The organism is Pseudovibrio axinellae (genome assembly GCF_900110875.1).
GTDB lineage: Bacteria > Pseudomonadota > Alphaproteobacteria > Rhizobiales > Stappiaceae > Pseudovibrio > Pseudovibrio axinellae.
The window spans coordinates 151,435-177,063 of sequence record NZ_FOFM01000005.1; the positions used below are offsets into that span (position 1 = coordinate 151,435).

Consider the following 25,629-nt stretch of genomic DNA (forward strand, 5'->3'; position numbering starts at 1 on the left):
CCTATAGTACATCACGCAGTATTGCCATTAGAGAAAACTCGTACCAAACTCCTTACAGGAATTAAAAGTAGGGACTACGTAAGGCGTTACAGCTAGAAATCTATTCTATTTTTAAGCGGCTGCTTGGTACTCTTTTAAGAACGGCATAATCGCGGCCGTGAAAACGTCATTCACATCCCCTGCCACCATATGACCTGCTTCTTTCACATCTGTGAATGTTGCGTGCGGGACCAGCTCTAGAAATTCATCGACATGGCTCTGTTTCACTAACTCAGACGCTGCCCCGCGAACAAGCATGCTCGGTACAGTTAAGTTAGCAGTCGCCTTCAACAGCTCGCCCTGTATTTTGTCCTGCAACTCACCACGGTCTGCATGGCCATTGATAAACCGAGGATCCCAGTGCCACCGATACCGTCCATCTTCGCGCAGTCGTAGGTTTTTGGAAAGGCCATCCAGCGTCTTGGGACGCTTCCGATGCGGCAAATACAAAGCAATCATATCCGCTGCTTCTTCAACACTACCAAACCCGTCTTCTACTTTTTCGGCCATGAACGAGAGAATCTTATGAACACCGCTTTCATCCAAACGCGGAGTAACATCCACCAAGATCACACCAGCCAACGCACCGGGGCTCAAAGCGCCCTCTGCCATAATAGAGGCAATCCCCCCTAAGGAAGCGCCGATTGCTATTGGCTTAATACCAGTTTTCTCATGAATTTGAGCGGCCACAGCTACAACATCTGCACCAAAGTCAGAAAAGAGGTATCTGTCCCCATCAACCCACGCACTGTCACCATGCCCACGCATATCCAGGCAAAAAGCCTGCATACCAGCTCCAGCAATCATTTTGGCAGTCTTGCCCCATGAGTGCCTTGTCTGTCCACCTCCGTGCATCATCATCACGGTTTGGCCCTCTGTACCAAACCGGTCAGCAACAAGGAGGTTTCCGTCAGCTCCGATGAATTCGTGGGTATCGCTTGTCATGTAAATTGCTCCAGAAACTCTAATAAGCCTTCTTTGAAAACCTTGTCGCCAACTGCCGTCATATGGTCCCGGTTGGCAATTTCCAAATACCGGGCGTTAGGCATCAAATCTGTCAGCGCTTGCGGATCTCCCGCAACATCGTCCTTTGTACCAACAGCAACCAACGTTGGTGCGGTAATCGTAGAAACCATTTCTTCAGAAATTGGCTTTCGCGCGGACTGCATACACGCAGCCAGAGCCTTTCGGTCAGACTTCGTCTGTTCTGCAAACGCACGGAAGGTGCGCCCTGTCCGATCCGTCACATCAGTGATTTTCTCGGCCAAAAGGCCTTTAACGATTGGCTCCGGGTTTCCAACACCAGAAATCAATCCATACCCCATCCCACCAAGAGCAAGCGAGCGCACACGGTCCGGTGCTTGCAGGGCACAAAACGCGGAAATACGAGTTCCCATTGAATACCCAAGCAAATCTGCCTGGTCGATATAAAGGTGGTCCAGCAGCCGAAGTGCATCCTCTGCCATTACAGGAGCACCATAGTCCTCTGCATTATAGTATTTGTAGCTCTCGCCATGCCCTCTATTATCAATTGCAATAACGCGGCGGCCATCCTTCACCAATAAATCAACCCAACCAGGGTAAACCCAATTGACGAATTTGTTAGATGCAAAGCCATGAATCAGAAGGATTGGATCACCCTCTCCTTCATCAAGATAAGCGATAGGACGTTCATTATTATTGTATATTGGCATATCATCTAACACTGGCACACAGGAAAACTAAGGATTTAGGGGAGCGTAATTGTAAGTATCAGGAAAGAAAAGACCAAAGACCTATCAATTTGGATTAGTCCCTTAACTATTGTCATAGACTGAAACAAAAGCGTTTTTGCGTTAAAAGAGCAATGCTACGGAAAAAACCGCAGTACAGTTGTGGACCGCATAGGTTGTTTAGCAATCATTCGCTTTCAAAACCTGTTTTTTTGAGCAGAACCATTTTAATGTCATGTACAAATTTTGTTCCTTGGAGCTTGGCGAAACAAATGGCCGATAAAGTCGTACCTCACTTCCACAACAGCAATGGTGTAGATTCAATCAAAATTGGCGCCAAAGAATTTATGTGCATTGGCGCCAGACCACCATTAGATCACCCGCATGTATTCCTTGATATGGGTGCTGACGATAACATCGTCTGTCCGTATTGCTCTACGCTGTACCACCACGATGCAGAACTGGGATCAAAGGAATCCAGCCCTGCTGACTGCGTATGGTCACCTGATGCGGGTTAACCCACTCTTCAGATAGTCAACTATGATTAACTCCCCTGCTTTACCTGGGCCGATATGGGTCAGGTAAAGCACGGCAGGCAAGCTGCGTAATGATACCCAAAAATATCGCTATCACAGGAGCCGGCATTGCCGGACTTACAACTGCTCTATATTTGGCTCGCAAAGGCCACCGTGTTTATTTGTTTGACGCTGCAACGGAGCTTTCCGAAGTCGGAGCAGGAATTCAGGTAACGCCTAACGCCATAAAGTGCCTACAAGCGCTCGGTTTAGGCCCGGCTCTGATGGCACGCGCAGTCTCACCATCCAGCATAATTATTCGCTCTGGAAACAATGGTGCCAAGCTGGCGACCGTGCCCTTGGGACGCATTGCCGAAGACCGCTATGGCGCGCCCTATTACGTCATTCATCGGGCAGACCTGCAACAGCTTTTGCTGGAAGCGGTATTGGAAACTGCAGAGGTGCAACTTCACCTCAACACGAAAATCGAAGATGCCGAAATCACCGATACGGCAGTCAAGCTGATTGGGCCTGACTTTTCTCAGGAACAAGCTGGCCTACCTGAAACCTTTGACCTGTTAATCGGTGCAGATGGTGTGCGCTCCAACATTCGGCAAAATGCGCTGGGTGGCGCACCTGCAAGGCACACCGGCTTTGTCGCTTACAGAGCGACCGCGAAACCGACATTTGATTTAGAACATTTTCTCAGCACATCAGGTCTTTGGCTGGCCCGGAACACCCATCTGGTTCAATACCCGGTGAAGAACGGCAAACTGCTCAATATCGTAGCGGTCACCAAAGAAAAATGGCAGGAAACAAGCTGGTCACACCCAGTAGAGCGAGATCATGTACGCGGGCATTTCCAAAAATGGGCGCCAGAAGCCCTACGTCTCATTGACCTGCCTGAAACATGGACGCGCTGGTCGCTATGCCAGGTTGATACGAGACACCCATGGACCAAAGGTCCGGTCACTCTGATCGGTGACGCCGCCCATGCAATTCTGCCATTCTCCGCTCAAGGAGCCGCGATGGCGATCGAGGATGCCGCGGTGCTATCCAAAATGGTCGATAAGCACGGCGCAACGCCACTGGCGCTCCAGTCATATGAAGCTGCCCGCCGACCACGCATCGAAAGGATGAGCAGGCTGGTGAAGCAAAATGACTGGGTCTATCACATGGGCTTCCCTCTTTGCATTGCGCGAAACATCGTAATGAAATCCAATACACCAAGCCAGCTTTTGGACCGCTTGAATTGGATCTATGAATGGACGCCAGAAGACGACATCGATTAACCAAACAATTTTAGTTTTCAGGGAATGCAAAAAGTCATGAGCACAACAATTATCACCGCAGGCTATATTGTGATCGGCGACGAGATCCTGTCTGGCCGAACAAAAGATAAAAACATTGGCTTTCTGGCATCCTATCTGACTGATCTTGGTATTGATCTGTGTGAAGTGCGCGTTGTTCCTGATGTTGAGCAAAAGATCGTGGAAGCAATCAATGCACTTCGCAGCGAATATACCTACGTCTTCACATCTGGCGGCATAGGCCCAACACACGATGACATCACAGCAGACGCTGTCGCAAAAGCCTTTGGTGTTTCCATCGATCTGGATCCCCGCGCCTATCAGCTTTTGTTAGATTATTATGGCGAAGGGAACTTCAACGTCTCGCGTCAGCGAATGGCCCGCATTCCCGCTGGCGCAGACCTAATCGAAAACACCGTTTCCATCGCACCTGGTTTCAGGCTGGAGAATGTACACGTCATGGCGGGCGTACCTCAGATCATGCAGGCCATGGTTTTAGCAATCACACCTACATTGAAAACCGGCCAGAAGATGCTTTCCGTGACGATTGACGCGCCACTTGCAGAAAGCAGCATCGCAACCGAACTTGGGAAAATACAGGAAAACTTCCCTCAAACCTCGATTGGCTCATATCCACATTCAAAAGATGGAAAATTTTCCACACAGGTTGTTGTGCGATCTAGGGCAAATGATGTACTGGAACAGGCCAGTGAAGCCGTCCGAGCAGCAGTAGAAGCTGCAAAGACAAAATTTCTTTGAAAGAAGACACATGGATAATCAGCAGCAATCCAAAGCATTCCCGGTCTCTTGGGACCAATTCCACCGCGATTGCCGTGCCCTCTCTTGGCGCCTCGCCGACAAAGGCGAATTTACAGCGATTGTAGCCATCACACGTGGTGGTCTTGTTCCAGCTGGCATTATTGCGCGCGAATTGGGTGTTCGCACCATCGAAACAGTTTGCATTGCGTCCTACCATGATTACGACGATCAGGGTGAGTTGAAGGTCATCAAGCCAATCGACCCCAAAGTGGTCGGCTCTGAAGGCGGCGAAGGCATTCTCATCATCGACGATTTGGTCGACACCGGTAAGACTGCAAGAGTTGTTCGCGAAATGCTGCCAAAAGCACACTTTGCAAGCGTCTATGCAAAGCCAATGGGCCGCGATCTGGCTGATACCATTGTGACCGAAGTTTCTCAGGACACCTGGGTCTACTTCCCATGGGATCTGAGCATGCAGTTCCAGCCACCTATCTCGAAAGATACCGCAGGCTAATCAACCCTCCGGAATTCTGCAAAAGAGTTTCAAAAGCCTCGGCCTCCCCGCCGGGGCTTTTTAATATTTGGAGAAATAGATCCCCAATATGGCCAACGCCTTCCAACGTATACCGATACTTTCTGCGTGATCCAAAATGCCACTAGAAAGGCCGGTGAATAGACGAACACGACAGTCAGGCCCGCTAGATAAAACATGACAAGTATAGCAAACGGATTTACGAACTGAAAAGCTGCTGTATCCATAGAGTTTAAAGTCTCAAAGCTCCAAAAAAACAAGCCCGCTAAAGCAAATGCCCCTAAAGCACCTCGACCAGCGCACCACCAGCCGACTTTACCAGCTCCGCCCCAGAAATCAGCAAATGGTACGGAACTCAATATAAAACATAAGCCACCGACCCAAAACAAGTTATCATCAAAGCCTGGCGCAAAACTGCAAAAAGCCACTGTGCACAAGGAAACAGAAATCAGCACAGTTAGGTGTCTCGGAGCAAACTTCATATTACTTTGTAGACCTTACTTAACTAAATCCGCAAGCTACACAACGTAGACCTGTCAACACCGCACCTCAATAGCCCGGTCCGCGATGATCTCATCAGCACTCAAACGGCACCCAATCGCGTAGACCTCAACACCCGCTTTCACAGCCGCATCAAAAGCCTCACCGTATTTCGGATCGATGTCACGGGCCAGGACAAGCGCATCGCAGTCATCACGCTGGATCAGAAACACCATGGCCGAGCGGTGGCCTTCGCGGACCATGTCAGCTAGTTCATCCAGATGCTTTGCACCACGTGCTGTCACAGCATCAGGAAACTCGGCAACCCCGCCTTCACGCGCGAGAGTAACGTTCTTCACCTCAACATAGGTACGTGTATCACCCTCACCTTCCAGCAGAAGATCAATGCGGGAGTTCTTACCGTACTTCACTTCGCGGCGCAGTTTCTCATAACCCATAAGCTCAGGAATACGGCCTGCTTCAATCGCTTCCTCCACCAGACCATTCGGACGGCTGGTATTGATGCCCACCATAGCACCATCAATCTCGAGCAACTCCCAGGAGTACTTCAGCTTACGCTTAGGATCATCATTTGGCGTCAGCCAGACTTTAATGCCCGGATCTTTCAAGCCCATCATGGAGCCCGAGTTGGCACAGTGTGCTGTGATTTCAGCACCGCCATCATCGAGCGTCACATCAGCTAGAAACCGTTTGTAACGCTTAATCAGCCGGCCAGTAACCAGCGGTACATCAAATCGCATAGCGACCTTCCAAATTACTCAGATTATTTGGACCAGAAATCAGGATCCAGAAGAATAAGAACCGTAAACAGCTCAAGGCGTCCCAATAACATCGCAGAGCATAGGATCCACTTTACCGGATCAGGCAGCGGCGCAAAGTTACCAGCAGGTCCAATCATCGTCCCAAGGCCCGGCCCAACATTACCAACAGAGGTTGCGGCAGCAGACACGGCGGTCACCAGATCCAGATGGAACAGCGAAAGGATCAGCGTAAGAATGCCAACTGTACCGATGTAAACCACAAGGAACGCCAGAACAGAGAACGTCAGTTCTGGTGTCAGATGGGTATTCCCGTAGCTCACAGAGATCACACGATTTGGGCGGACCATTCTGCGCATATGCGCGATCACGGTTCCAAAGAACACAAGGAAGCGGAAGATCTTAATACCGCCGGTCGTTGAGCCGGTACACCCGCCAACGAACTTAAGCAGGAACGCAAGACCAATCACCGGCGCACCCCAGGTGGTATAGTCCCCCATGGCATAGCCTGTTCCGGTCACCACGGAAATCACATTAAACGTTGCCTGAAGGATCGCATTTCCAAAGCTCTCGGCATTACCAGAAGCCCCCAGATAGATAGTCAGGGCAAGTGAGATAAGGCCCACCATCCAAAGGAACGCCCGCACCTGCGGATCGCGCCACAGCCGCATCGGCTGACCACGCAGCGCCTGAATAATCAACACAAACGGAAGCGCCCCAACAATCATGAAGACAATAGCAATCCAGCCCGTTACCGGGTTTGTGAAGAAACCAAACGAGTCATCGTGTGTTGAATAGCCACCCGTCGCAATCGTCGTCAGCCCATGATTGAAGGCATCAAACATCGTCATCCCGGAAAACCAGTAGAGTATGATGCAAAGGCTGGTCAGCAAAAGGTAGGTCAGGCTGATCAGGCGGATCAGCTCCACAGAACGACTAACGATCTTCTCGCTCTGATCAGAGCTTTCTGTTTGAAACAGCTGCATACCGCCAACACGCAGAAATGGCAGCAAAACAATCGCCATAACCACAATGCCAACGCCGCCCATCCACTGCATCAAAGAACGCCAGACAAGCAGCCCCGGCGGAAGAGAATCAAGCCCCGTCAGTACCGTAGACCCTGTAGTGGTGAAACCTGAAACAGCCTCAAATGCCGCATCAACATAAGCAATTCCGAGCCAGAAGAACGGGAGCGCTCCAAAGGCAGGCAACGAAACCCAGCACAATGAAGTCAGGATAAAAGTCTGACGCGTATCAAGCCCATCACGCAACGCATCGCCCATAGCAACTATGAGCAGCATCCCAATAAGGCCAGTAATTAAAGCTGAAATAATAAAGGCTTGCCAGTCAGCATTACGTGACACGACATCCACATAAGCTGGGATGAGCATGGCAGCAGCAAGGCCGACATAAAGGTAACCAAGCACACTTAAAACGGGTCGTATGGAAACCAACATCTATACCGCCGACATCAAACCCAAATTTGTCCGCCCGCTAGTCACATATTGTCCCACAACGGACGAGATTAGAACGGCATGCTCAAAGAAATTCGTGAAGCATTGGTTTAAGACACTTAGTGATATCTGGCAATTGAATTAATTGGGGAACTACCTATTCACACAATAAGAATACCGCCAATTACCTTCGAAATCCCCATATAATGTAGCATCACATTTACGCGGACGTTACGTCAGCGCCAGAACTCAGGATTAAACAGCACCAGCACGGTAAAGAGTTCCAATCTCCCCAACAGCATTGCAGCAGATAGCACAATTTTTGCACTGCTTGGGATATCAGCAAAGTTGCCGACAGGACCGATCACTGAGCCCAGACCCGGCCCCACATTTGAAATAGCCGTGGTCGCTGCACTTATGGCCGTCACGAGGTCCAGCCCTAGACCGCCTAAGATAACGGTGATCAGGCCAACAGTAGCCATATAGACCACCAAAAATGCAAGAACAGAAAACGCCAGATCGGGCGTGATCTTCGTATCTCCATATCGCACAGGCACAACCTGATCAGGCCGGATCATCTTGTTCATGTATGCCCGTACAGTGCCAAAGAACACGATGAAGCGGAATATCTTAATACCGCCGCTCGTTGAGCCGGTACAGCCACCAATAAAGGTCAGCAGCAAAAAGAAGCCCATCATCGGCGGGCCCCACGCTGTATAATCACCAAGCCCGTATCCTGTGGTCGTAATGATCGAAACCACCACGAATAACGCTTCCACAACAGCCCTGTTGAAAGTGAATTTATTCTCAACACCAAGATAAAGCGCTGTCAGGCTGGAGAGTATAATCACCACGAAGATGAACACACGCGCCTGAGGATCTTGCATCAATGCCTTTGGGTTTTTGGTCAAAGACTTAATCAACACCACAAAGGGCAGCCCAGCGGCCATCATAAATACAACAGCAACCCACTCAGCAGCTTCACTTTGAAAGTAAGCAAAAGAGGCATCATGAGTGGAGAACCCACCAGAAGACAGCGTCGTCATGGCATGGTTCACGGCATCAAACAGCGTCATACCTGAAAACACATAGAGAGTGGCACAAGCCAGCGTCAACATGATGTAAACGCTGCCAATCAAGCGCGTCAGATCAGTCGCACGGGCAACAATCTTCTCACCACGGTCAGAGCTTTCAGTGCGAAACAGCTGCATACCACCAATACGCAGCAGCGGCATAAGCAAAATCGCCATCACGATGATGCCAACCCCGCCAACCCATTGCGTCAACGAACGCCAGAACAACAATCCCGGAGGCATTCCGTCAAGTCCGATAAGGACCGTAGAGCCAGTCGTCGTAAAACCGGAAACACTCTCAAAGAATGCATTTTCGAATCCAATGCCCAGGCTAAGAAAAGGCAAAGCACCACATGCTGGCATCACGACCCAGGAAACTGTCGTGAGGAGAAAGGCCTGACGAAGTGAAAGGTGAGTAAGCCTGTAGTTGGCTGTTGAAACAGCAAGCAGAAGGCCAAACAAGCCAACAAAAAGGGAAGAGAGCGCAAACGCAACCCAGTCAGGATTGCTGAAATATAGATCCAGCAATGCCGGGGCGAGCATCAAAATGGCCAGCCCAACCATAAAGTATCCAAGCACCCGAAACACGGGACCCACCAGTGTCATAATATCTCTCGTCTCAAGATGAGGCGCCGCCTAAGGCGAATGCACCAACAAGCTTTAATCTCAAATCCTACAGAATCTCAGTTAAGCTTCTCAACAAGCGGACACAACTAATCGGTCCGATGAATTTCGAGGTTACTGGGAAGTGAACTTCTGAAGGAGAATGACAGACCTGCAGAAAGCCCGTCAACATGGAGCGCTATCTACGTCAAAAGTATGAGGTCGCCAAGTTTTTTTTACATAACCTGTCCTGAGCACCAGCCACTGGCATACACCTACCCCTTCAATTCATCGGGCAACTCTCACATGAAATGCCCGCTTGGTGCTTTTAAAGACCAATTTAAACCCGCAAAAACACTTGCATCACGAATTCCCACAGCACTGCGACAATACTACCTATACGTCATTATACCGCGACAGGATGTGACCGTCTGATCACATTTATTTTCACTTCAAACACATACGAAAACTGAATCAATTTCATTATACTGTTGTTTTAAATGGGATATTACTCACTGAAACTTCACCGGTCATCCAAACGGTGCAACTTAATGAAATCAAAGAGATAGCTCATATTGTCGCATTTTCGCCTCTTATAGATTTCATCGATAACCCGATAGACTCATACAATTTCATTTAAGCTGCAACCTTCTGCAAATTCTCGTTGAACACCGTAAGCTTCCCTACGTCATTTTAGGTAGGAACTCACGGAACTGAAGAACTAGAGAAGGGTTTTCATGATCTGAATTTATGGCTTGCAAGGTCCAGCTAAGTGATTAGGGCATCCAACGGAATAAACACAGCACGCATGAACTTACTGTTTTCTGCATTTCACATGACCTCCCAATGAGTATGCAGTTAACAAACAAGCTCCTGACGCTTCCAGTTCCTCCCGGCAAACCAGAATTTCAGATTACGAATTGAGATGCCTTCATCTGCTTCGCCCAATAAGCAAGCACTGTGAAGCCACACTCTCCTTCTCCGGTCAGTTTTATGGAGAATGGCTGTTATGCTGCAGCAAACAGACAAGCAAGAAGAATCCTATAGTCAGGCGCATAAGCCGGCCAGCGAGTTTGAAACCCGCACAGAATACCTGGACCACGAACTTCAGATCATGAAGCCGCGCCGTTGGGGTCTCAACCTGCCGGGCCGCGATTTCCGTTTTGAAATGGAAGATTTTGTACCCGCAATTGCAGGTACAATCGGCATTTCTGTCATGTATTCTGCGGTTATGACAGCATGGGCAACTGGCTTGACCGCCAAATGGCCTGGCGTCAACCTTGGTGCTGAGTGGATCATTGAAGTGGTCCGCGTTGAAATGCTTATCCCAGCCTTGCTATTTTGTATCATCGGTTCTGGCTTCCTAAACCCGCGTGCAAACCTTGCAGGCAACCACGGCCCAATGATCCCGCTTATTGGTTCAATCGCACTTGCAGGTGCACACCCACTGGCACTGGCGGCCCTTGTTTGTGTGTTTGGTTTGCTCCTGAGTTACTTCAAAGGCGGGTCCCGTCTGGTGAACCTGACCAGCCAGGGCGTAGCGGGTGGCTTGCTTGCATTCCTCGGCTTCATGGGAGCAAAGGGGCAGATCACATCCCTATTCTCCTGGGCAGGCGGTTTGCAGGACAAGCATGAGCTTACTTACAGCCTTTCCTATGTCGCGCTCGCGATCTTTGCTGTAAACATCGTGCTTTATGCGTTCCTTGCCAAAATCGGCAAACGCTGGCTTGCAATTCCGGCCTGCTCTATCGTCGCCGTTGCTCTGGCCTTGGCTCTTGGCGCTGGCGTTGATCTGCAGTTCACCACCGCTCCCGGCTTGCCAAACATGAATCCATGGTACTGGTGGGGCTCAACCGAAACTGGTTGGCAGCTTGGCATCCCGAACGTCAGCCACTTTATCGCATCGCTGCCTTGGGCAATTCTGGCTGTTGCAATGTGGTCCCCTGACTTCCTCGGCCACCGCATCTTCCAGGAACTAAACTACCCTAAGAACACCGACAAAGTGCTCATGGACGTCGATGACACCATGACCTGTTGTTCTCTACGTCAGTTCACCGGCACATTCTTTGGCGGCGGTAACATCACCTCGTCCTGGGGCACATACATGATCCCAGCTGCAATTGCGAAGCGTCCAATCCCAGCAGGTGCAATCCTCTTGGGTATCCTTTGCATCGTTATTGCAACCGTCGGCTATCCAATGGATGTTGCGGTATGGCAGCCAGTCATGTCCTGTGCATTGCTTGTTGGCGTCTTCCTGCCTCTTCTGGAAGCAGGCCTGCAGATGGTTAAGTCCAGCAATGACACCAACTCCGCTGGTATCTGTATCTTTGCAGCGCTCGTCACTAACCCGGTTCTGGCATGGGCAATCACCATGTTCCTCGACAACAACGGTTTGATTGGCGACAAAGAGCGGGCAAAACGCCTAAGCTTTACAGATCGTATCATCATTCCAGCAGGTGCCGTCATCGTGTGTACTTTGGCAATGGCTGCTGTTGGCATGCTGCCAGGTATTCCAGCTATCCTGTGAGTCGAACACCAAACAACTTAAGAAAAACGAGCGCACCTACATTGGTGCGCTTTTTCGTTTCAGCTCTCAATTGAACAATACACATCTCAATACGCCCATATCTTCGCAACGCACCCAACAAAGGCAAAAGGTGTCCGCACTAACCGTGCCTGCCGCAGCTGATGTGCCCCACACATCTGTTAGTTCTAGCAGATTCAGTAAATCCCCACCTCCTCACCAAGTGATTAACAAGGCCCCGTGGCCCTTACTCCCACAGCAACCTAATAGTTCACACCTATAACGTTATAGATCTTGTCAATTTCACCACTATAAATATTAGGAGCACACTCTACCTAGAGATGCAGACCTCCTGCCTTGCGTTGGCGTCTTGGCCACATTTCCTGAAAGCGGCTTGCCTTTTGGAACGACGATGTGATCGCAACATAAGATCGAAGCAGTTCGGCGGGCGGGAAATTTACTTTCTGTTTTGGTCACTTAGAGGTTTGCCGATGTTTAAAATACCAAATTTTATGCTTAAAGAAGCAATTGTAGCCAAACCGGGCTTCAATCGCTGGCTCGTTCCACCGGCATCCATTGCTATTCACCTATGTATTGGCTCTGCCTATGCATGGAGTATCTTTAACCCAGCCCTCATAAGAGAGGTCGGTGGCATCGCACCATCTTCGCAAGACTGGTCTCTCAGTTCAGTCGTCTGGATTTTTTCAGTAGCGATTTTATTCCTTGGTTTCTCAGCTGCCATTGCTGGCAAATGGCTTGAGAAGGTCGGCCCTCGCTGTGTTGGTACAACAGCCGCGTTTTGTTGGGGCGGAGGCTTCATTATCGGCTCTGTCGGCATCATGACCCATCAGCTCTGGCTGCTTTATCTCGGCTATGGGGTTATTGGTGGCTGTGGGCTTGGGCTTGGTTATGTCTCACCCGTTTCCACTTTGATCCGCTGGTACCCGGACCGGCGCGGCCTGGCAACAGGCATGGCAATCATGGGCTTCGGTGGCGGCGCAATCATCGCCGTTCCGCTAAAAAGCTGGCTGCTCAGCATGTTTGCAAAAGCACCAGACTATCTGGGGCCGCTCGCTGACGTTCAAACAACGGTAGAAAACGGCATTCGCTATGCGCAAGTCGCTGGTCAAAAAGTCGAGGCCATCGTTGTAAGCACATCGCAAGCAGAAGCCGCATTTCAGGGCGCAAAGGCAGGTGTATATGTTGCCGGCACCGGGAACACGGGCGCAGCCTCAACCTTCCTCACCCTCGGCATCCTCTATTTTATGGTGATGCTCCTGGCTTCTTTCGCATATCGCATTCCTGCTCCAGGCTGGAAACCGAACGGCTGGGAACCACCAAAAGAAGACGCGGCAAAACAGGGTCTCATTACAAGCCATCACGTTCACATTGACACTGCATTGCGCACGCCACAATTTTATCAGCTCTGGATTGTTTTGTGCTTCAATGTAACGGCTGGTATCGGCGTAATTTCCGTTTCCAAAACTATGATCTACGAGATTTTTGGCAACGGTATGCCAACCATTGTGGATGGTGCGTTCACGGCAACCTACGTCCTGATGATTTCTGTCTTCAATGCATTAGGCCGTCTGGGATGGTCCACTCTCTCTGACTACATCGGTCGCAAAAACACCTACACTGCATTCTTCGTTCTTGGCTCGCTGCTTTACCTGTCCATTCCGCTTATTGCAGCAGAGGCAGGCGCAAGTCCCTCGCTCATGTGGCTGGTAATGTTCTATGCAGCAACCATGACCATCTTCACCATGTATGGCGGAGGGTTTGCAACAATACCGGCTTACCTTGCAGATATCTTTGGAACCAAATTCGTCGGCGGTATCCACGGGCGCTTGCTCACAGCCTGGTCCGCCGCTGGTGTCGCAGGCCCGTTCCTCATAACGTTCTTGCGAGAGCGGTCCGTAAACGCCAAAATCTATGAGCTCTCGGACAAAGTTGACCCCGCACTCTTCCTCCAGACATTTGGAGAGAGCAAAGAGAAACTAGCAGAACTCATCGCTGCAAAGTCGATCTCTGTCTCTAGGCTGATGGAAATTGCACCAGACGGCACCGTTGACCCAACGCCAAGCCTTTACAACACCACTATGTATGTCATGGCTGGCTTGCTCGTCGCCGCACTTGTTTCCAACCTGCTGATGAAGCCTGTCAATCCGAAGTATCATATGACTGAGGAGGCGCTGGGTGAGGGAGAAGCACACAAACCTGCTGGCAAACGAGTATCAGCTCCAATGCCTGCTGAGTAAGGTACAAACTCCTACAACAAAGCCCGCATCAGATGCGGGCTTTGTTTACATCAAGGTCGCACCCAAACCGCTAGTTTTCCTGAAACAACGGCTTTGTATATTGTTCAGCACACTCCGCCAATGCTGTGATGATTGCAGGCTCTAACTCCCGCTTCGTCATAACCATTCCAACGCTATGTGAGACAATCGGCTTGATAAGCGGTACAGAAACCACGCCATCACCAAGCGAAAGCGCAGAAAACTCAGGCAGGATCGCGCAGTAGCCAGCGCGAATAAATCCGCCAAGAGACGGGATCGTATCTCCCTCGATCTCAGGGTCAAGCTCAACCCCTAAGAACCGCAGAGTGCTGTCGACCATCATTCTGTTTTGCAGGTTAGGAGACAGCCCCACCATAGGCCCAGCATTGACAGCTGCTTCCCACTCGACCGCCTCAGCACCTTCAAGACGGTGCCTTGCTGGCATGAACAGCCTGTAGCCCTCTTCATAAAGCGAAAAGCTCTTGTGCTTCTTGGCGTCACTAAACTGAGTGTAGGTAATACCCGCATCAATCTGATAATCCTCAAGAGCCTTATGAATTTCATTATGGCTCATCAGGTGGATGGTGGCATGTGCGTGCGGATGGCTCTTTTTCAAATCTAAAATGAGAGAGGCAGTTGCAACATCGGCAGATGGAATAACGCCAATATTGACCTTTCCAAACACCTCAGCACTTTTGCCTGCCACTTCATTTCGCAGACTGTTACAATCAGCAATCACCTTCTTCGCCCAGACGAGAATACGCTCCCCTTCTGGTGTGAGACCATGAAACTTCTTGCCGCGCTCCACAATCGAGACGCCGAGCTCAATCTCAAGCTGCCGGATTCGTCCTGACAATGTAGGTTGAGTGACATTACACATCGCCGCCGCTCGGGTGAAATGACGCTCCTGAGCCAACGTAACCAGGTACTGTAGTTGCCGAATATCCAAAAACGCTCACCCTTCACACGATGCTTGATAGAAATGCTCTATATCACACAGTGTCTTCAAGCAAACACAGGCCAGACGGTAAAGGTCTGCACCTGTTTGCAATATATTTTTTAAAAAGGGAAAGTTTGGTGCGGACGGCGGGACTCGAACCCGCAAGCCTAATCGGCGGCAGATTTTAAGTCTGCTGTGTATACCAATTCCACCACGACCGCTTGTAGGCCCTTGAGTACACGAGCAAACCAGTCTCGTGCAAGTGCCTCTTTTCTGTTATCCAAAAAGTTCGCGTAGTTTACACGGGATAAAGCGGCAGCAGACACCATCAATATCGCCGCCAAACGAAGGAAAGCAGCGCTCTTAACAAAATGCGTGCGCAGTTAAGCTTCCCGCCTTCTTTTTTCTCTACCCTAATCAGAAATACCCGATATAAGTGAGAAAATACCAGAGGTCACCAGAGAGTCCCCCTAAAAAAATAGGAGATGCTTCTACGGAGAAGCAGGGCTTGCGAGCGCATACAGCGGCATTTTACAGTTCCTCATGACGTAATCTGCGTTGGTCCTTGCGCGAAACGGAACAAGGAAAAAACGGGAAAATGGTTGAGTACGTAGACGCTGCCAAAGCGCCCCTGAAAAACACTGGCCAGATCAAGATCTACAGTCAGGAAGATTTTGAAGGAATGCGTAAAGCAAGCCAGATGACTGCCGGGTGCCTTGATGCGCTTGTGCCACTGGTGAACCCGGGCGTCACCACACAGGAAATTGATAACTTCGTTTTCAACTTCGGTAAAGAGCGCGGCGGCGTTCCGGCAACGTTGAACTACCGTGGCTACACCAAATCCTGCTGCACCTCTATCAACCGTGTCATCTGCCACGGCATCCCAGATCCAAAGAAAAAGCTGAAAGAAGGCGACATCGTCAACATCGACGTCACCTACATCGTGGACGGGTGGCACGGCGACAGCTCCCGCATGTACCCAGTTGGCAAGCTCAAACCTGCAGCCCAACGCCTTATTGAAGTGACGCATGAATCCTTGATGCGCGCGCTGGCCGCTGCCAAACCGGGCAACACCACAGGTGATATTGGCCACGCCATTCAAGAATACGTAGAGTCAGAGCGCTGCTCTGTGGTGCGTGATTTTTGCGGCCACGGCGTCGGCAAGCTCTTTCACGACATGCCTAATATCCTTCATTACGGTCAAAAAGGTGCTGGCATTAAATTGATGCCTGGCATGATCTTTACCATTGAACCAATGGTCAATCTTGGCCTGCCAGATGTGCGAGTTCTCAAAGATGGCTGGACAGCAGAGACAAGGGACAAAACCCTCTCTGCACAATTCGAGCACTCCATCGGCATTACCTCAACAGGTTGTGACATCTTCACAAAATCACCAGCTGGCCTTTTCAATCCAATGGAACCGGAAACCGGAGCCGCTGCATAAACGCACCAGTTAAGGAGAGGGAATGAAACAAACAACTTTCGGGTTTCATGAGGCAACCCCCTCTCCTCAGGAGCAGGCACCCGCCGCACCTACGCTGCAAGCGCAAGGCCCTTTGAGCGAACCAACCGTGCCTGCCTCTCCACCCCCTGCTACCCAAAGCAAACCCTCCAAGCCTGCCAGCAAACATTATCACGGCCACCGTGCCCGCCTTCGCGATCGTTTTGAGGACACAGGCATCAACGGCCTACAGTCCTATGAAATGCTCGAAATGTTGCTTTTCTCCTCAATCAAGCAGGGCGATACAAAACCATTGGCTAAGGAGCTTCTTGCGCAATTTGGCTCTTTCGCGCAGGTACTTGCCGCTCCTCGCAAGCGGTTGGAAGAGGTCCCTGGCTGCGGACCCCGCACAGCCAGCTTTTTGAAAGAGATGCAGGCAGCAGCAATTCTGTATGCAAAAGATCAAGTTGTGGAACGAGACCCGCTCTCCTCCTGGAGCAAAGTACTGGAATATGTACGAGCAGCAATGGCACACAATGATAAGGAAGAGTTTCGAATCCTCTTCCTGGATAAAAAGAACCGGCTTATTGCCGATGAAGTCCAACAAACAGGAACCGTCGACCACACTCCGGTCTATCCGCGAGAGGTCACAAAACGCGCGCTGGAACTTTCCGCCTGCGCAATTATTCTGGTTCACAACCACCCGTCCGGCGACCCAACTCCCTCTAGGCAGGACATTGAAATGACAACAAAAATTTCACAAACGCTGGAACCATTAGGCATTGTCCTGCACGATCATATTATCATTGCTGGCTCTGGGCATGTCAGCTTCAGAGGGCTTCAACTCATCTAAACTGCCCCCAACGGCAGAACACCATTCACATTTTATTTTGTCGTCTAAGCCAAAAGACTCTCTCAATACAGGCTCACTCAAGAAAACTCTCAGAACATAAGACTGGGCAAGTGCGTTTACGCATAAAATTGAGAGTTTTATAGGCAGCATGAGTAAAGTGCCGATGGCGGAACAAACGAGTTCGAAAAACCCAATGACCTCAGCGGTGTTGGGCAGTACTTTCGGCAATACAGTAACGCGAGGTAAAAAGGTTGGAGCCCGGCTGACGGCCCTCCTGATTCTGTGCGTTGTGGCCGCTGCATTGGCCGTAGGCTATCTCGCTTTTTACTGGTCGACCCAGCAAGCTCTCAACTTTGAGGTCGAAAAAGAAGTCCGTCTGGTCCAAAGCAATCTAAAGGTTTTCCGCAATGGCTTGGCAAATGAAGCCGAGCGCATCGCAATCTCCAACAAAGCTTACGCATCAGTCCTCTCCGAAGAAACCAACCTCCTCCTCGATGAGGACCTGACACCAACGCCAAGCACGCGTGGGGACAGGGATATTTTTGTCATCCTCAACAAGGATTTGGAACCGCTTTATACCTTCCGTCGCGACCTTCCATGGCACAGCGAAGTGTTCGAAAATCAACTGCGCATGCAGCTGCATGACACGCTGAGTGAACTGAAGAAAAAAGCAACGACCAAAAATATGGAGTTTCGTGTCCCTGAGCCACTGCGCAGCCAAGCCCCGCTCGCACTGAGCATGAGGGACATGGTTATGGTTGATGGCGCGGTCGGCCTTGTCACCGTTGCAGCAATCACACCATCAACCGCAGTTCCAAAAGGCATGCCCGCTGTCGCTGGTTATCTGTTGTGGGTTCGCTCGCTCGATATTCGCTCCATTCGCTCATTTGAAGAGTCCACCGGCCTCTCAGAAATGTACATCACCAACAACAAGCCGAAGGCAACATTTGAACGGGTGTCGCTGCCTTTGCTTCGGCGCAATGGTGAAGAGATTGGAAACCTAAGCTGGAAAACAACTGCTGCGTCTGGTGCAATTTTCACCAATTCCTCGCCGTATTTTCTGGGAACCATTCTTGCAATTCTGCTAATGACCATCGTTATTTTGCTGCGCTACATCAAAATGACAGACCGAATTTTGAAAAACGAAGCGGATGCAACCCACGCGGCTCTGCATGACGCTTTATGCGGATTACCAAACCGTACTTGGTTTGAGATTTTCGCTGCAGATGTGTTGCGCCGTGACCGTAAGAGACAACAAATCACTGGTATTGTCTTTTTGGATCTGGACCACTTCAAACAGATCAATGACAGTCTTGGACACAGCATCGGCGATGAGGTTATCAAACTGGTTGCCGAGCGCCTGCGAACCTCCATCAACAGAGAGGACCGCGTTGCGCGTGTCAGTGGCGATGAGTTTTTGTTGGTGCTCTCTCATCGCAGCAGCATCGAAGAAATTCTCGAAACCTGCATGTACATAGAGAAAATGCTCTCTGACGCCTTTAAAGTCGAAAAGCATAAGATTCTGACTACGGCCAGCATGGGCGTTGCCCTCGCACCGGCGCATGGCCACAACCTGACTGAACTGCTGCGCAGGGCAGATATTGCTCTGTATCAGGCCAAGAAACTAGGCCGAGGTCGCTACGTACTCTTCGAAAAAGAGATGGAAGACACGCTCAGGATTTCACGCGAGATTGAAGAAGACATCAAGCGTGCCCTCAACGCCAACGAATTCCAGAACTACTATCAGCCCATTATGGATCATACGGGCAATAATATTCTGGCTGCTGAAGCTCTCATCCGCTGGAACCACCCCAAGAAAGGCCTCTTGCCACCTGCTGCATTTTTGCCAGTTGCAGAGGAATCGATGCTCATCAACCGCATCGGAGAGTGGGTTTTGGAAAACGCGATCAAGGATGGGTCTTCACTCGATGGTGTGACCATGTGCGTGAATATTTCGCCATCCCAGCTCCGTCATCCAGAGTTCCCTGAGCTGGTGAGCAAGCTGCTTGATAAATACCAGCTTGAACCAAGTCAGCTTGAGCTTGAAGTCACTGAAGACGTGCTCATCAATTACTCTGAAACTGTCGTTGAGGTGATTGAACGGCTTCGCAAACTTGGCGTTAAAATCGCTCTGGATGATTTTGGAACGGGCTTCTCTTCACTCAGTTACCTGCGCCGCGACCTCTTCGACAAGATCAAGGTAGATCGCTCCTTCATCAAGGGTGCGGTCACTGACGCTAAGGCGAAGGAAATCCTGTCCAGTACGATCTCACTAGGCCTTCGCCTTGGCATGGAAGTCTGCGTTGAAGGTGTTGAGGACAAAGAACAAAAGGATCTCCTGCTTTCAATGGATTGTCCAATGATGCAGGGCTACCTGTTCTCTCGCCCAATCCCTCTTGGCAAGTTCCGATTGTGGCGTGAAGATATGAGCGAAGACCACGACCAAAAGCCGCGTAAGATCAGAGTGGGTGCAACACAATACTAAGCACCCACCGCACAACCTCTTATGTTGTTTTACTGTTTTGAGAAGTCCGTCAGGAACGCCGTAAACATTTCTCCGGTTTCCTGTTTGAAGCCAAACGGGTTTTTGACGGCCTCATCCCAGCGCATTTCCTGGTCTTGCAACAGCACAGCAACACCTTGCTGCCCAAACTGAACCTTAAGCTGATCCGTCAGCCAGGCCTTAACCTGAGCGCTGCGTTGATGTGCTAAGTGGTTGCCATCCTTCAACACAGAGAAATGTTCATCACAACCAGTGATCAGCTCATCGATCCCCACACCGTCTATTGCACTCAGCATCAGGACTGGAACCTTCCATCGCCTCTGCCGCGCACTCAAGCTCATGGCACCTTCCACGTCGGCCCGCGCTCGGCTTGCAACCTTAGCCATATCGGCCTTGGTCACGCAGATGATATCCGGCAGCTCCATAATGCCTGCCTTCATGAATTGCAAACTATCGCCTGAACCCGGCTGAATGCATAAAACACAAGTGTCGGCAACGAGCGCTACATCCGCCTCGGACTGGCCGATACCAACGCTTTCAACAATCACCCGGTCCATCACGGCACGCATCAAGATGACAGCAGCAACCGCATGCTCTGAAAGCCCGCCAAGGCGGTCACGCGCTGCCATGGAGCGCACAAAGATCTGGCTGTCTTCAGGGTCAGTTGTCAGGCGCGTGCGATCCCCCAGCAACGATCCGCCGCTCACCTGTGACGATGGATCAACCGCAATGACCCCAACACTGAGACCCTCGCTGCGGTACGCACTAATCATTGCATTTGTGAGTGTGGATTTGCCAACGCCGGGAGGCCCCGTCAGCGCAACAACCTGCGCAATCGGGTTTTGCAACGCCTCATCTAAAAGAGCGGTGAGCTGAGGGTGTCCCTCAAAGCTCTCGATCGCACTAAGCAAACGGGCAAGAGCTGACTTACCGCCAACCCTTAGGTCTTCAAGGCAGGTCGGAGCTGACTTGGGCCAGCTCCTCACCGTTTTAGAAAAAGTACTCACCCCTTCTTCCGCTGAGACAGCACAGCCTGAGCAGCGGCAAGGCGAGCAACTGGAACACGGAATGGAGAGCAGGAAACATAGTTCAGGCCAATGACTTCGCAAAACTCAATAGAGGCCGGATCACCACCATGCTCTCCGCAAATACCGAGCTTGATGTCAGCGTTGGCCTTACGGCCATTTTTGGCAGAAATTTTCACCAGCTCACCAACACCTTCAATATCCAGTGAAACGAACGGGTCTTTCTCCAGCAACTTGCGTTCCTGATACTTACCCAGGAAAGAGGCCGCATCATCACGAGATATTCCAAAGGTCGTCTGCGTCAGGTCGTTGGTGCCAAATGAGAAAAACTCGGCGGAAGCTGCAATATCCTCAGAAAGCAAAGCCGCACGTGGAAGCTCAATCATTGTGCCAACGCTATAGGCAGGCTTTTCGCCCAACTCTTTGGCAACAATTTCAGCAACCTGATCAATGCTCGCGCGCACGATATCCAGCTCGCTCTTCAAGCTGACCAACGGCACCATGATTTCCGGGGCCACGCGGCGGCCATGACGTTTGGAAATTTCCAAAGCAGCTTCAAAAATCGCCCGCGCCTGCATCTCTGCAATCTCAGGATTGGAAATCAGAAGACGACACCCCCGGTTTCCAAGCATTGGGTTGCACTCTTCCAGTTCTTCTGCACGTTCCCGAAGCTCTTCCGGGTCTACGTCCATCTGGCGGGCAACCTCTGCAATATCCTCCTCCGTTTTGGGAAGGAACTCATGCAAAGGCGGGTCTAGCAACCGAATTGTAACTGGGCGATCTACCATCAACTCAAAGATGTCGATGAAGTCTTGCCGCTGGAACGGCAAAAGCTTGGCAAGCGCTGTTTTACGCTCAGCAGCTGTGTCAGACAGGATCATCTCGCGCACCGCAAGAATACGCTCCCCCTCAAAGAACATATGCTCAGTGCGGCATAGGCCTATGCCTTCGGCCCCAAAAGAGAGCGCGACTTTCACATCTGTCGGAGTTTCTGCATTCGCACGCACATCCATTCGCCGAATACTATCTGCCCACTCCATCAGCTTTTTGAAGTCACCAGAAAGCTCAGGCTCTTGCATCTGCACTCTGCCAGCAAGCACCTGTCCGTTTCCGCCATCAATGGTGATCACATCACCCTTGCCAAAGTTGCGTCCACCAACACTCATGAGCTCATTGCGTACATCAACACGGATCGCGCCCACGCCAGCAACACATGGCTTACCCATTCCGCGTGCAACAACAGCTGCATGGCTGGTCATACCACCACGTGTGGTCAAGATGCCTTCGGCTGCATGCATACCGTGAATATCTTCAGGGCTGGTCTCAGTCCGTACCAAGATAACCGGACGGCCATTGGCCTTTTCTGTTTCCGCATCGTCAGAGTTGAAAACAATAGCGCCGCACGCTGCCCCAGGTGAAGCAGGCAAGCCAACACTCAGCTCATCTCGCTCGCTGTTCGGGTCAATGGTTGGGTGAAGCAGCTGGTCCAGAGAGGACGGAGCGATACGCTCAACAGCCTCTTCCCTGGTGATCATACCCGACTCTGCCATATCAACGGCTGTCTTCAAGGCCGCCTTGAGCGTACGCTTTCCCGTCCGCGTTTGAAGCATCCAAAGCTTGCCATGTTCAACGGTAAACTCAAGGTCCTGCATATCGCGGTAATGGTTCTCCAGCGTGTCGCAAACAGCTTTAAACTCCGCGAACACCTCCGGCATAGTTGCTTCTAAAGACGGCTTTTCAGAATAAGCCTCAATACGGGCCTTCTCGGTAATATCCTGCGGGGTGCGGATACCGGCAACGACATCCTCTCCCTGAGCATTGATCAGGAACTCACCGTAAAGGGCGTTTTCTCCGGTAGACGGGTTACGGGTAAAGGCAACACCGGTCGCAGAATCCTCCCCCGTATTCCCAAATACCATTGCCTGAACATTGACCGCAGTTCCCCAACCCTCGGGAATTTCATGGAGTGTACGATATGTTCTTGCCCGCGGGATCATCCAGCTTTTGAAAACAGCACCAACGGCGCCCCAAAGCTGCTCCTCGCAATCCTCAGGAAATGGGCGACCAAGCTCTTCTTTAACTTTGTCCTTATAAGCAGCAACGATCTCTTTCCAGTCGCTGCCACTTAAGTCCGTATCAAGGGCATAGTCGTGCTCGTCCTTGAAGTCCTCAAGAATTTCCTCAAAGAAATCATGGTCAACGCCAAGCACCACATCAGAGTACATCTGGATAAAGCGGCGGTAGCTGTCATAAGCAAACCGCTCATCATTGGCTTCTTGAGCCAATGCTTCGACTGTGCGCGCATTCAAACCCAGGTTCAGCACCGTATCCATCATGCCCGGCATAGAGACCCGCGCACCAGAGCGAACAGACAACAGCAGTGGTTTTGTCGTGCTGTTAAATTTACGGCCGGTCAGCGCTTCAACAGCAGCTATAGCAGAATGAACTTGCTCCTTGAGCTCCTTCGGATACTGCTGGCCATCCTCATAATAATGAGTGCAAACTTGTGTTGTAATGGTAAAACCAGGAGGGACAGGCAACCCTAGTCTGCTCATCTCGGCAAGGTTTGCGCCTTTTCCGCCGAGCAGCTCCTTCATAGAAGCATCGCCCTCAGTTTTCTTATCTCCAAAGATGTAGACCCACTTGGTCATAACACCCCCCTATAATGAGCAAGACCACAACCAGTCCCACTTGGATTCCACCACTGCCTACTATCTGCAATGAACAGGCTCATTATAGCAAGACTCTCAGACCTCGACCTTAGTGTTAATGCGTAAATACTTCTGAATTCTGATGAAATATCAATATACTTAATTATCCGCAGATACTTGAAAAAATGTAGGTTCAATTGCAAGATTGATCGGATACACTAAATTGCATGCGTGAGTTAACAGGCGGCTATAAAAACGCCATTCTTCGCAACTAACAGACTGGTGTAATATTGAGTCGCAATCGGCTCTCAATGAGAGACATATATGACCCTGAAAAGCTATTTCGCGCTATTCCGCTCCAATTCTGCTTATGCTCAGAACAATGGCCATATGACCTATCAATCTGTTATTAAAACCAGTTTTTCAAAAAACGCCTTGCTGGCCTCAACCATGGTGCTGGCCCTATTCAGCTCGCCCTTGGCCCCCGTTGAAGATGCAAAGGCAAGTTCACGACCCTTACCGGCTGCAAGCTCCCTTTCAGGAAGTTACCTGTCAGGCAGAAGCGCCCTGCTCGCACGCGACTTTGATGGTGCCTCAAATTATTTTTCCGCCGCACTCAAGAGCGACCCAAGCAACTTTTACCTTCTTGACCGCGCCTTTGTCATTTCACTGGCAAATGGCGATATCGAACATGCATTTCCGCTGGCACAGCGTATCCTAGAAGAAGACCAGGACCATTTTCTGGCACAACTGGCCACCGCTGTCAGGCGTGTACAGCTCGGCGACTTTGAAACACAGCTTCCAAACTCTGTAACACAGGACGTAAACCCGCTTTCACGCCTAACATTTGCTATCGTTTCGGCATGGGAAAAGGCTGGTCAGGGCAAAGCTGACGAGGCGATCGCTGACCTGACAAGCACAACAGGTGAAAAGTGGTTCGATCTCTTTGTTAATTTCAACGCGGGTCTGGTCGCAGAATACGCCAATACCCCAAGTCAAGCGGCAGAGTTTTACAAGGTTGCTTATGAAATTGATCGCGGTGCCTTGCGCAATGCAATTTCCTACACCCGCATGTTGGCCGCCTCTGGCAGGCAGCAAGAGGCGCTCGATATCATTGCAGAATATGAGCAGCTGATACCCGAACATCCCCTTCTCATTTCTCTAAGAGAAAAAATTGAGAGCGGCAAGATTATCGAGTCTGTGGCCAAAACACCTGCTGACGGATTGGGAGAAGCCTTACACGGCCTTGGTATTGCCCTCAGCAAGGAAGGTGAAGAACTCGCTGCAAACTACCTGCAGCTTGCTGTCTACCTTAACCCTAAAAATGACTCAGCTTTGATTGGGCTTGCCTCCCTGTTTGAGCAGCTTGGCGATAACCAGCGCGCAATCGAATACCTCTCCCAGGTACCAGATAGCTCCCCGATGAAACGGGAGGCAGAAATTCAAATTGCGTTGCACTACAACGTGCAGGACAATCTGGAAGAAGCGCGAGCCCATCTGGAAAAGCTGGTTGAAGCTGATCCAAGCGACTTGGAAGCCATCACGTCTCTGGGAAATGTGCTGCGCAGTCATTCACTCTTTGAGGAAGCCGAAACCTCGTACAATCAGGGCCTTAAAACAATCAGTGAAATCCAGGCAAACCACTGGACACTGTTGTACTTTCGCGGCATCACACGCGAGCGTCAAGACAAATGGTCTGCCGCTGAGGAAGACTTTAGAGACGCTTTGACACTCAAACCTGAGCAGCCAATGATCCTGAACTACCTTGGGTATTCACTGGTCGACCGCGGTCTGAAGTTGGACGAAGCGCAAAAGATGATTGAACGCGCGGTTCGCCTGCGCCCGACCGATGGATACATCGTCGACAGTCTGGGCTGGGTATACTACCGCCTTGGCCGGTATTCTGAAGCTGTTGAAAGACTGGAACGAGCTGTAACACTGCGCCCTCACGACCCGATCATCAATGATCATCTGGGAGATGCTTACTGGCAAATCGGCCGCAAGCTGGAAGCCCGCTACAAATGGAACCATGCCCGTGATCTCAATCCAGAGCCGGAAGATATGGAACGTATATTGAGCAAAATTGAAAACGGCATGGATGAAGCAGTGCCTGTTGGCCTAGCCAGCTCCGCTGAGAACAAATAGCAGATAAAATTGATT

18 protein-coding genes and 1 tRNA gene are annotated in these 25,629 nt (G+C 50.6%); 10 read left to right on the forward strand and 9 right to left on the reverse strand.

The genetic code is table 11. The features are described 5' to 3' along the window. Positions 1-111: 111 nt before the first annotated feature. Both BMZ51_RS12805 and BMZ51_RS12810 read right to left on the reverse strand, forming a co-directional pair. On the reverse strand, positions 112-984 hold the full coding sequence (locus BMZ51_RS12805) for an alpha/beta fold hydrolase (protein ID WP_068001802.1): 873 nt from the start codon (positions 982-984) through the stop codon (positions 112-114). Then, complete coding sequence (locus BMZ51_RS12810) at positions 981-1,733, reverse strand: alpha/beta fold hydrolase (protein ID WP_068001809.1); 753 nt, start codon at positions 1,731-1,733, stop codon at positions 981-983. Before BMZ51_RS12810 ends, BMZ51_RS12805 begins: the two co-directional genes overlap by 4 nt. Before the next feature lie 290 nt (positions 1,734-2,023). Between BMZ51_RS12810 and BMZ51_RS12815 the strand changes: the two genes are divergently transcribed. The 4 genes from BMZ51_RS12815 to gpt all read left to right on the forward strand — a co-directional run bounded on the left by BMZ51_RS12815 (position 2,024) and on the right by gpt (position 4,849). Further along, entirely contained in the window at positions 2,024-2,269 is a 246-nt protein-coding gene (locus tag BMZ51_RS12815) for a zinc-finger domain-containing protein (RefSeq protein ID WP_175485026.1), read from the forward strand. Positions 2,270-2,358: 89 nt separating this feature from the next. Next, positions 2,359-3,558: an FAD-dependent oxidoreductase gene (locus BMZ51_RS12820; RefSeq protein WP_068001819.1), complete on the forward strand. Its 1,200-nt coding sequence runs from the start codon at positions 2,359-2,361 to the stop codon at positions 3,556-3,558. A gap of 36 nt (positions 3,559-3,594) precedes the next feature. Next, complete coding sequence (locus BMZ51_RS12825) at positions 3,595-4,335, forward strand: competence/damage-inducible protein A (protein WP_068002778.1); 741 nt, start codon at positions 3,595-3,597, stop codon at positions 4,333-4,335. Between the two features lie 10 nt (positions 4,336-4,345). Then, positions 4,346-4,849: a xanthine phosphoribosyltransferase gene (gpt, locus tag BMZ51_RS12830; protein WP_068001822.1), complete on the forward strand. Its 504-nt coding sequence runs from the start codon at positions 4,346-4,348 to the stop codon at positions 4,847-4,849. Positions 4,850-5,403: 554 nt separating this feature from the next. Here the strand turns inward: gpt and sfsA are convergent. From sfsA to BMZ51_RS12850, 3 genes are all read right to left on the reverse strand, one after another. Then, positions 5,404-6,108, reverse strand: coding sequence for a DNA/RNA nuclease SfsA (sfsA, locus tag BMZ51_RS12840; protein WP_068001828.1), 705 nt, complete (start codon positions 6,106-6,108; stop codon positions 5,404-5,406). Positions 6,109-6,131: 23 nt separating this feature from the next. Then, positions 6,132-7,583, reverse strand: a complete 1,452-nt coding sequence (locus BMZ51_RS12845) for a TrkH family potassium uptake protein (protein WP_068001831.1) — start codon at positions 7,581-7,583, stop codon at positions 6,132-6,134. A 233-nt stretch (positions 7,584-7,816) separates the two neighbouring features. Next, the gene (locus BMZ51_RS12850; protein ID WP_082825548.1) at positions 7,817-9,232 is read right to left on the reverse strand and encodes a TrkH family potassium uptake protein; all 1,416 of its coding nucleotides are present in this window, start codon (positions 9,230-9,232) and stop codon (positions 7,817-7,819) included. 1,033 nt (positions 9,233-10,265) lie between these two features. Between BMZ51_RS12850 and BMZ51_RS12855 the strand changes: the two genes are divergently transcribed. Next, a complete protein-coding gene (locus BMZ51_RS12855) occupies positions 10,266-11,783 on the forward strand; it encodes a DUF3360 family protein (RefSeq protein ID WP_208979451.1) in 1,518 nt (505 codons plus the stop codon). 488 nt (positions 11,784-12,271) lie between these two features. Continuing rightward, the gene (locus BMZ51_RS12860; RefSeq protein WP_068001843.1) at positions 12,272-14,038 is read left to right on the forward strand and encodes an OFA family MFS transporter; all 1,767 of its coding nucleotides are present in this window, start codon (positions 12,272-12,274) and stop codon (positions 14,036-14,038) included. Positions 14,039-14,108: 70 nt separating this feature from the next. On the opposite strand, the gene BMZ51_RS12865 is transcribed toward BMZ51_RS12860, so the two are convergent. After that, a complete protein-coding gene (locus tag BMZ51_RS12865) occupies positions 14,109-15,005 on the reverse strand; it encodes a LysR family transcriptional regulator (RefSeq protein WP_068001846.1) in 897 nt (298 codons plus the stop codon). 126 nt (positions 15,006-15,131) lie between these two features. Continuing rightward, positions 15,132-15,217 (reverse strand) — tRNA-Leu (locus BMZ51_RS12870). 377 nt (positions 15,218-15,594) lie between these two features. On the opposite strand from BMZ51_RS12870, the gene map reads away from it, so the two are divergent. From map to BMZ51_RS12885, 3 genes are all read left to right on the forward strand, one after another. Beyond that, a complete protein-coding gene (map, locus tag BMZ51_RS12875) occupies positions 15,595-16,440 on the forward strand; it encodes a type I methionyl aminopeptidase (protein WP_068001849.1) in 846 nt (281 codons plus the stop codon). Positions 16,441-16,462: 22 nt separating this feature from the next. Beyond that, positions 16,463-17,290 (forward strand): RadC family protein, encoded by an 828-nt coding sequence (radC, locus tag BMZ51_RS12880; RefSeq protein WP_068001851.1) that lies wholly within the window; start codon positions 16,463-16,465, stop codon positions 17,288-17,290. A 148-nt stretch (positions 17,291-17,438) separates the two neighbouring features. Continuing rightward, positions 17,439-19,775, forward strand: coding sequence for a bifunctional diguanylate cyclase/phosphodiesterase (locus BMZ51_RS12885; RefSeq protein WP_208979452.1), 2,337 nt, complete (start codon positions 17,439-17,441; stop codon positions 19,773-19,775). Positions 19,776-19,804: 29 nt separating this feature from the next. On the opposite strand, the gene BMZ51_RS12890 is transcribed toward BMZ51_RS12885, so the two are convergent. Together BMZ51_RS12890 and ppdK are read right to left on the reverse strand one after the other, a co-directional pair. Beyond that, complete coding sequence (locus BMZ51_RS12890; RefSeq protein ID WP_244271356.1) at positions 19,805-20,800, reverse strand: ArgK/MeaB family GTPase; 996 nt, start codon at positions 20,798-20,800, stop codon at positions 19,805-19,807. After that, positions 20,797-23,469, reverse strand: coding sequence for a pyruvate, phosphate dikinase (gene ppdK, locus BMZ51_RS12895; RefSeq protein WP_068001854.1), 2,673 nt, complete (start codon positions 23,467-23,469; stop codon positions 20,797-20,799). Before ppdK ends, BMZ51_RS12890 begins: the two co-directional genes overlap by 4 nt. Before the next feature lie 324 nt (positions 23,470-23,793). Between ppdK and BMZ51_RS12900 the strand changes: the two genes are divergently transcribed. Then, positions 23,794-25,614 carry a tetratricopeptide repeat protein gene (locus BMZ51_RS12900; protein ID WP_068001856.1) on the forward strand — a complete coding sequence of 607 codons (1,821 nt, stop codon included), beginning with the start codon at positions 23,794-23,796 and terminating at the stop codon, positions 25,612-25,614. Positions 25,615-25,629: the final 15 nt, after the last annotated feature.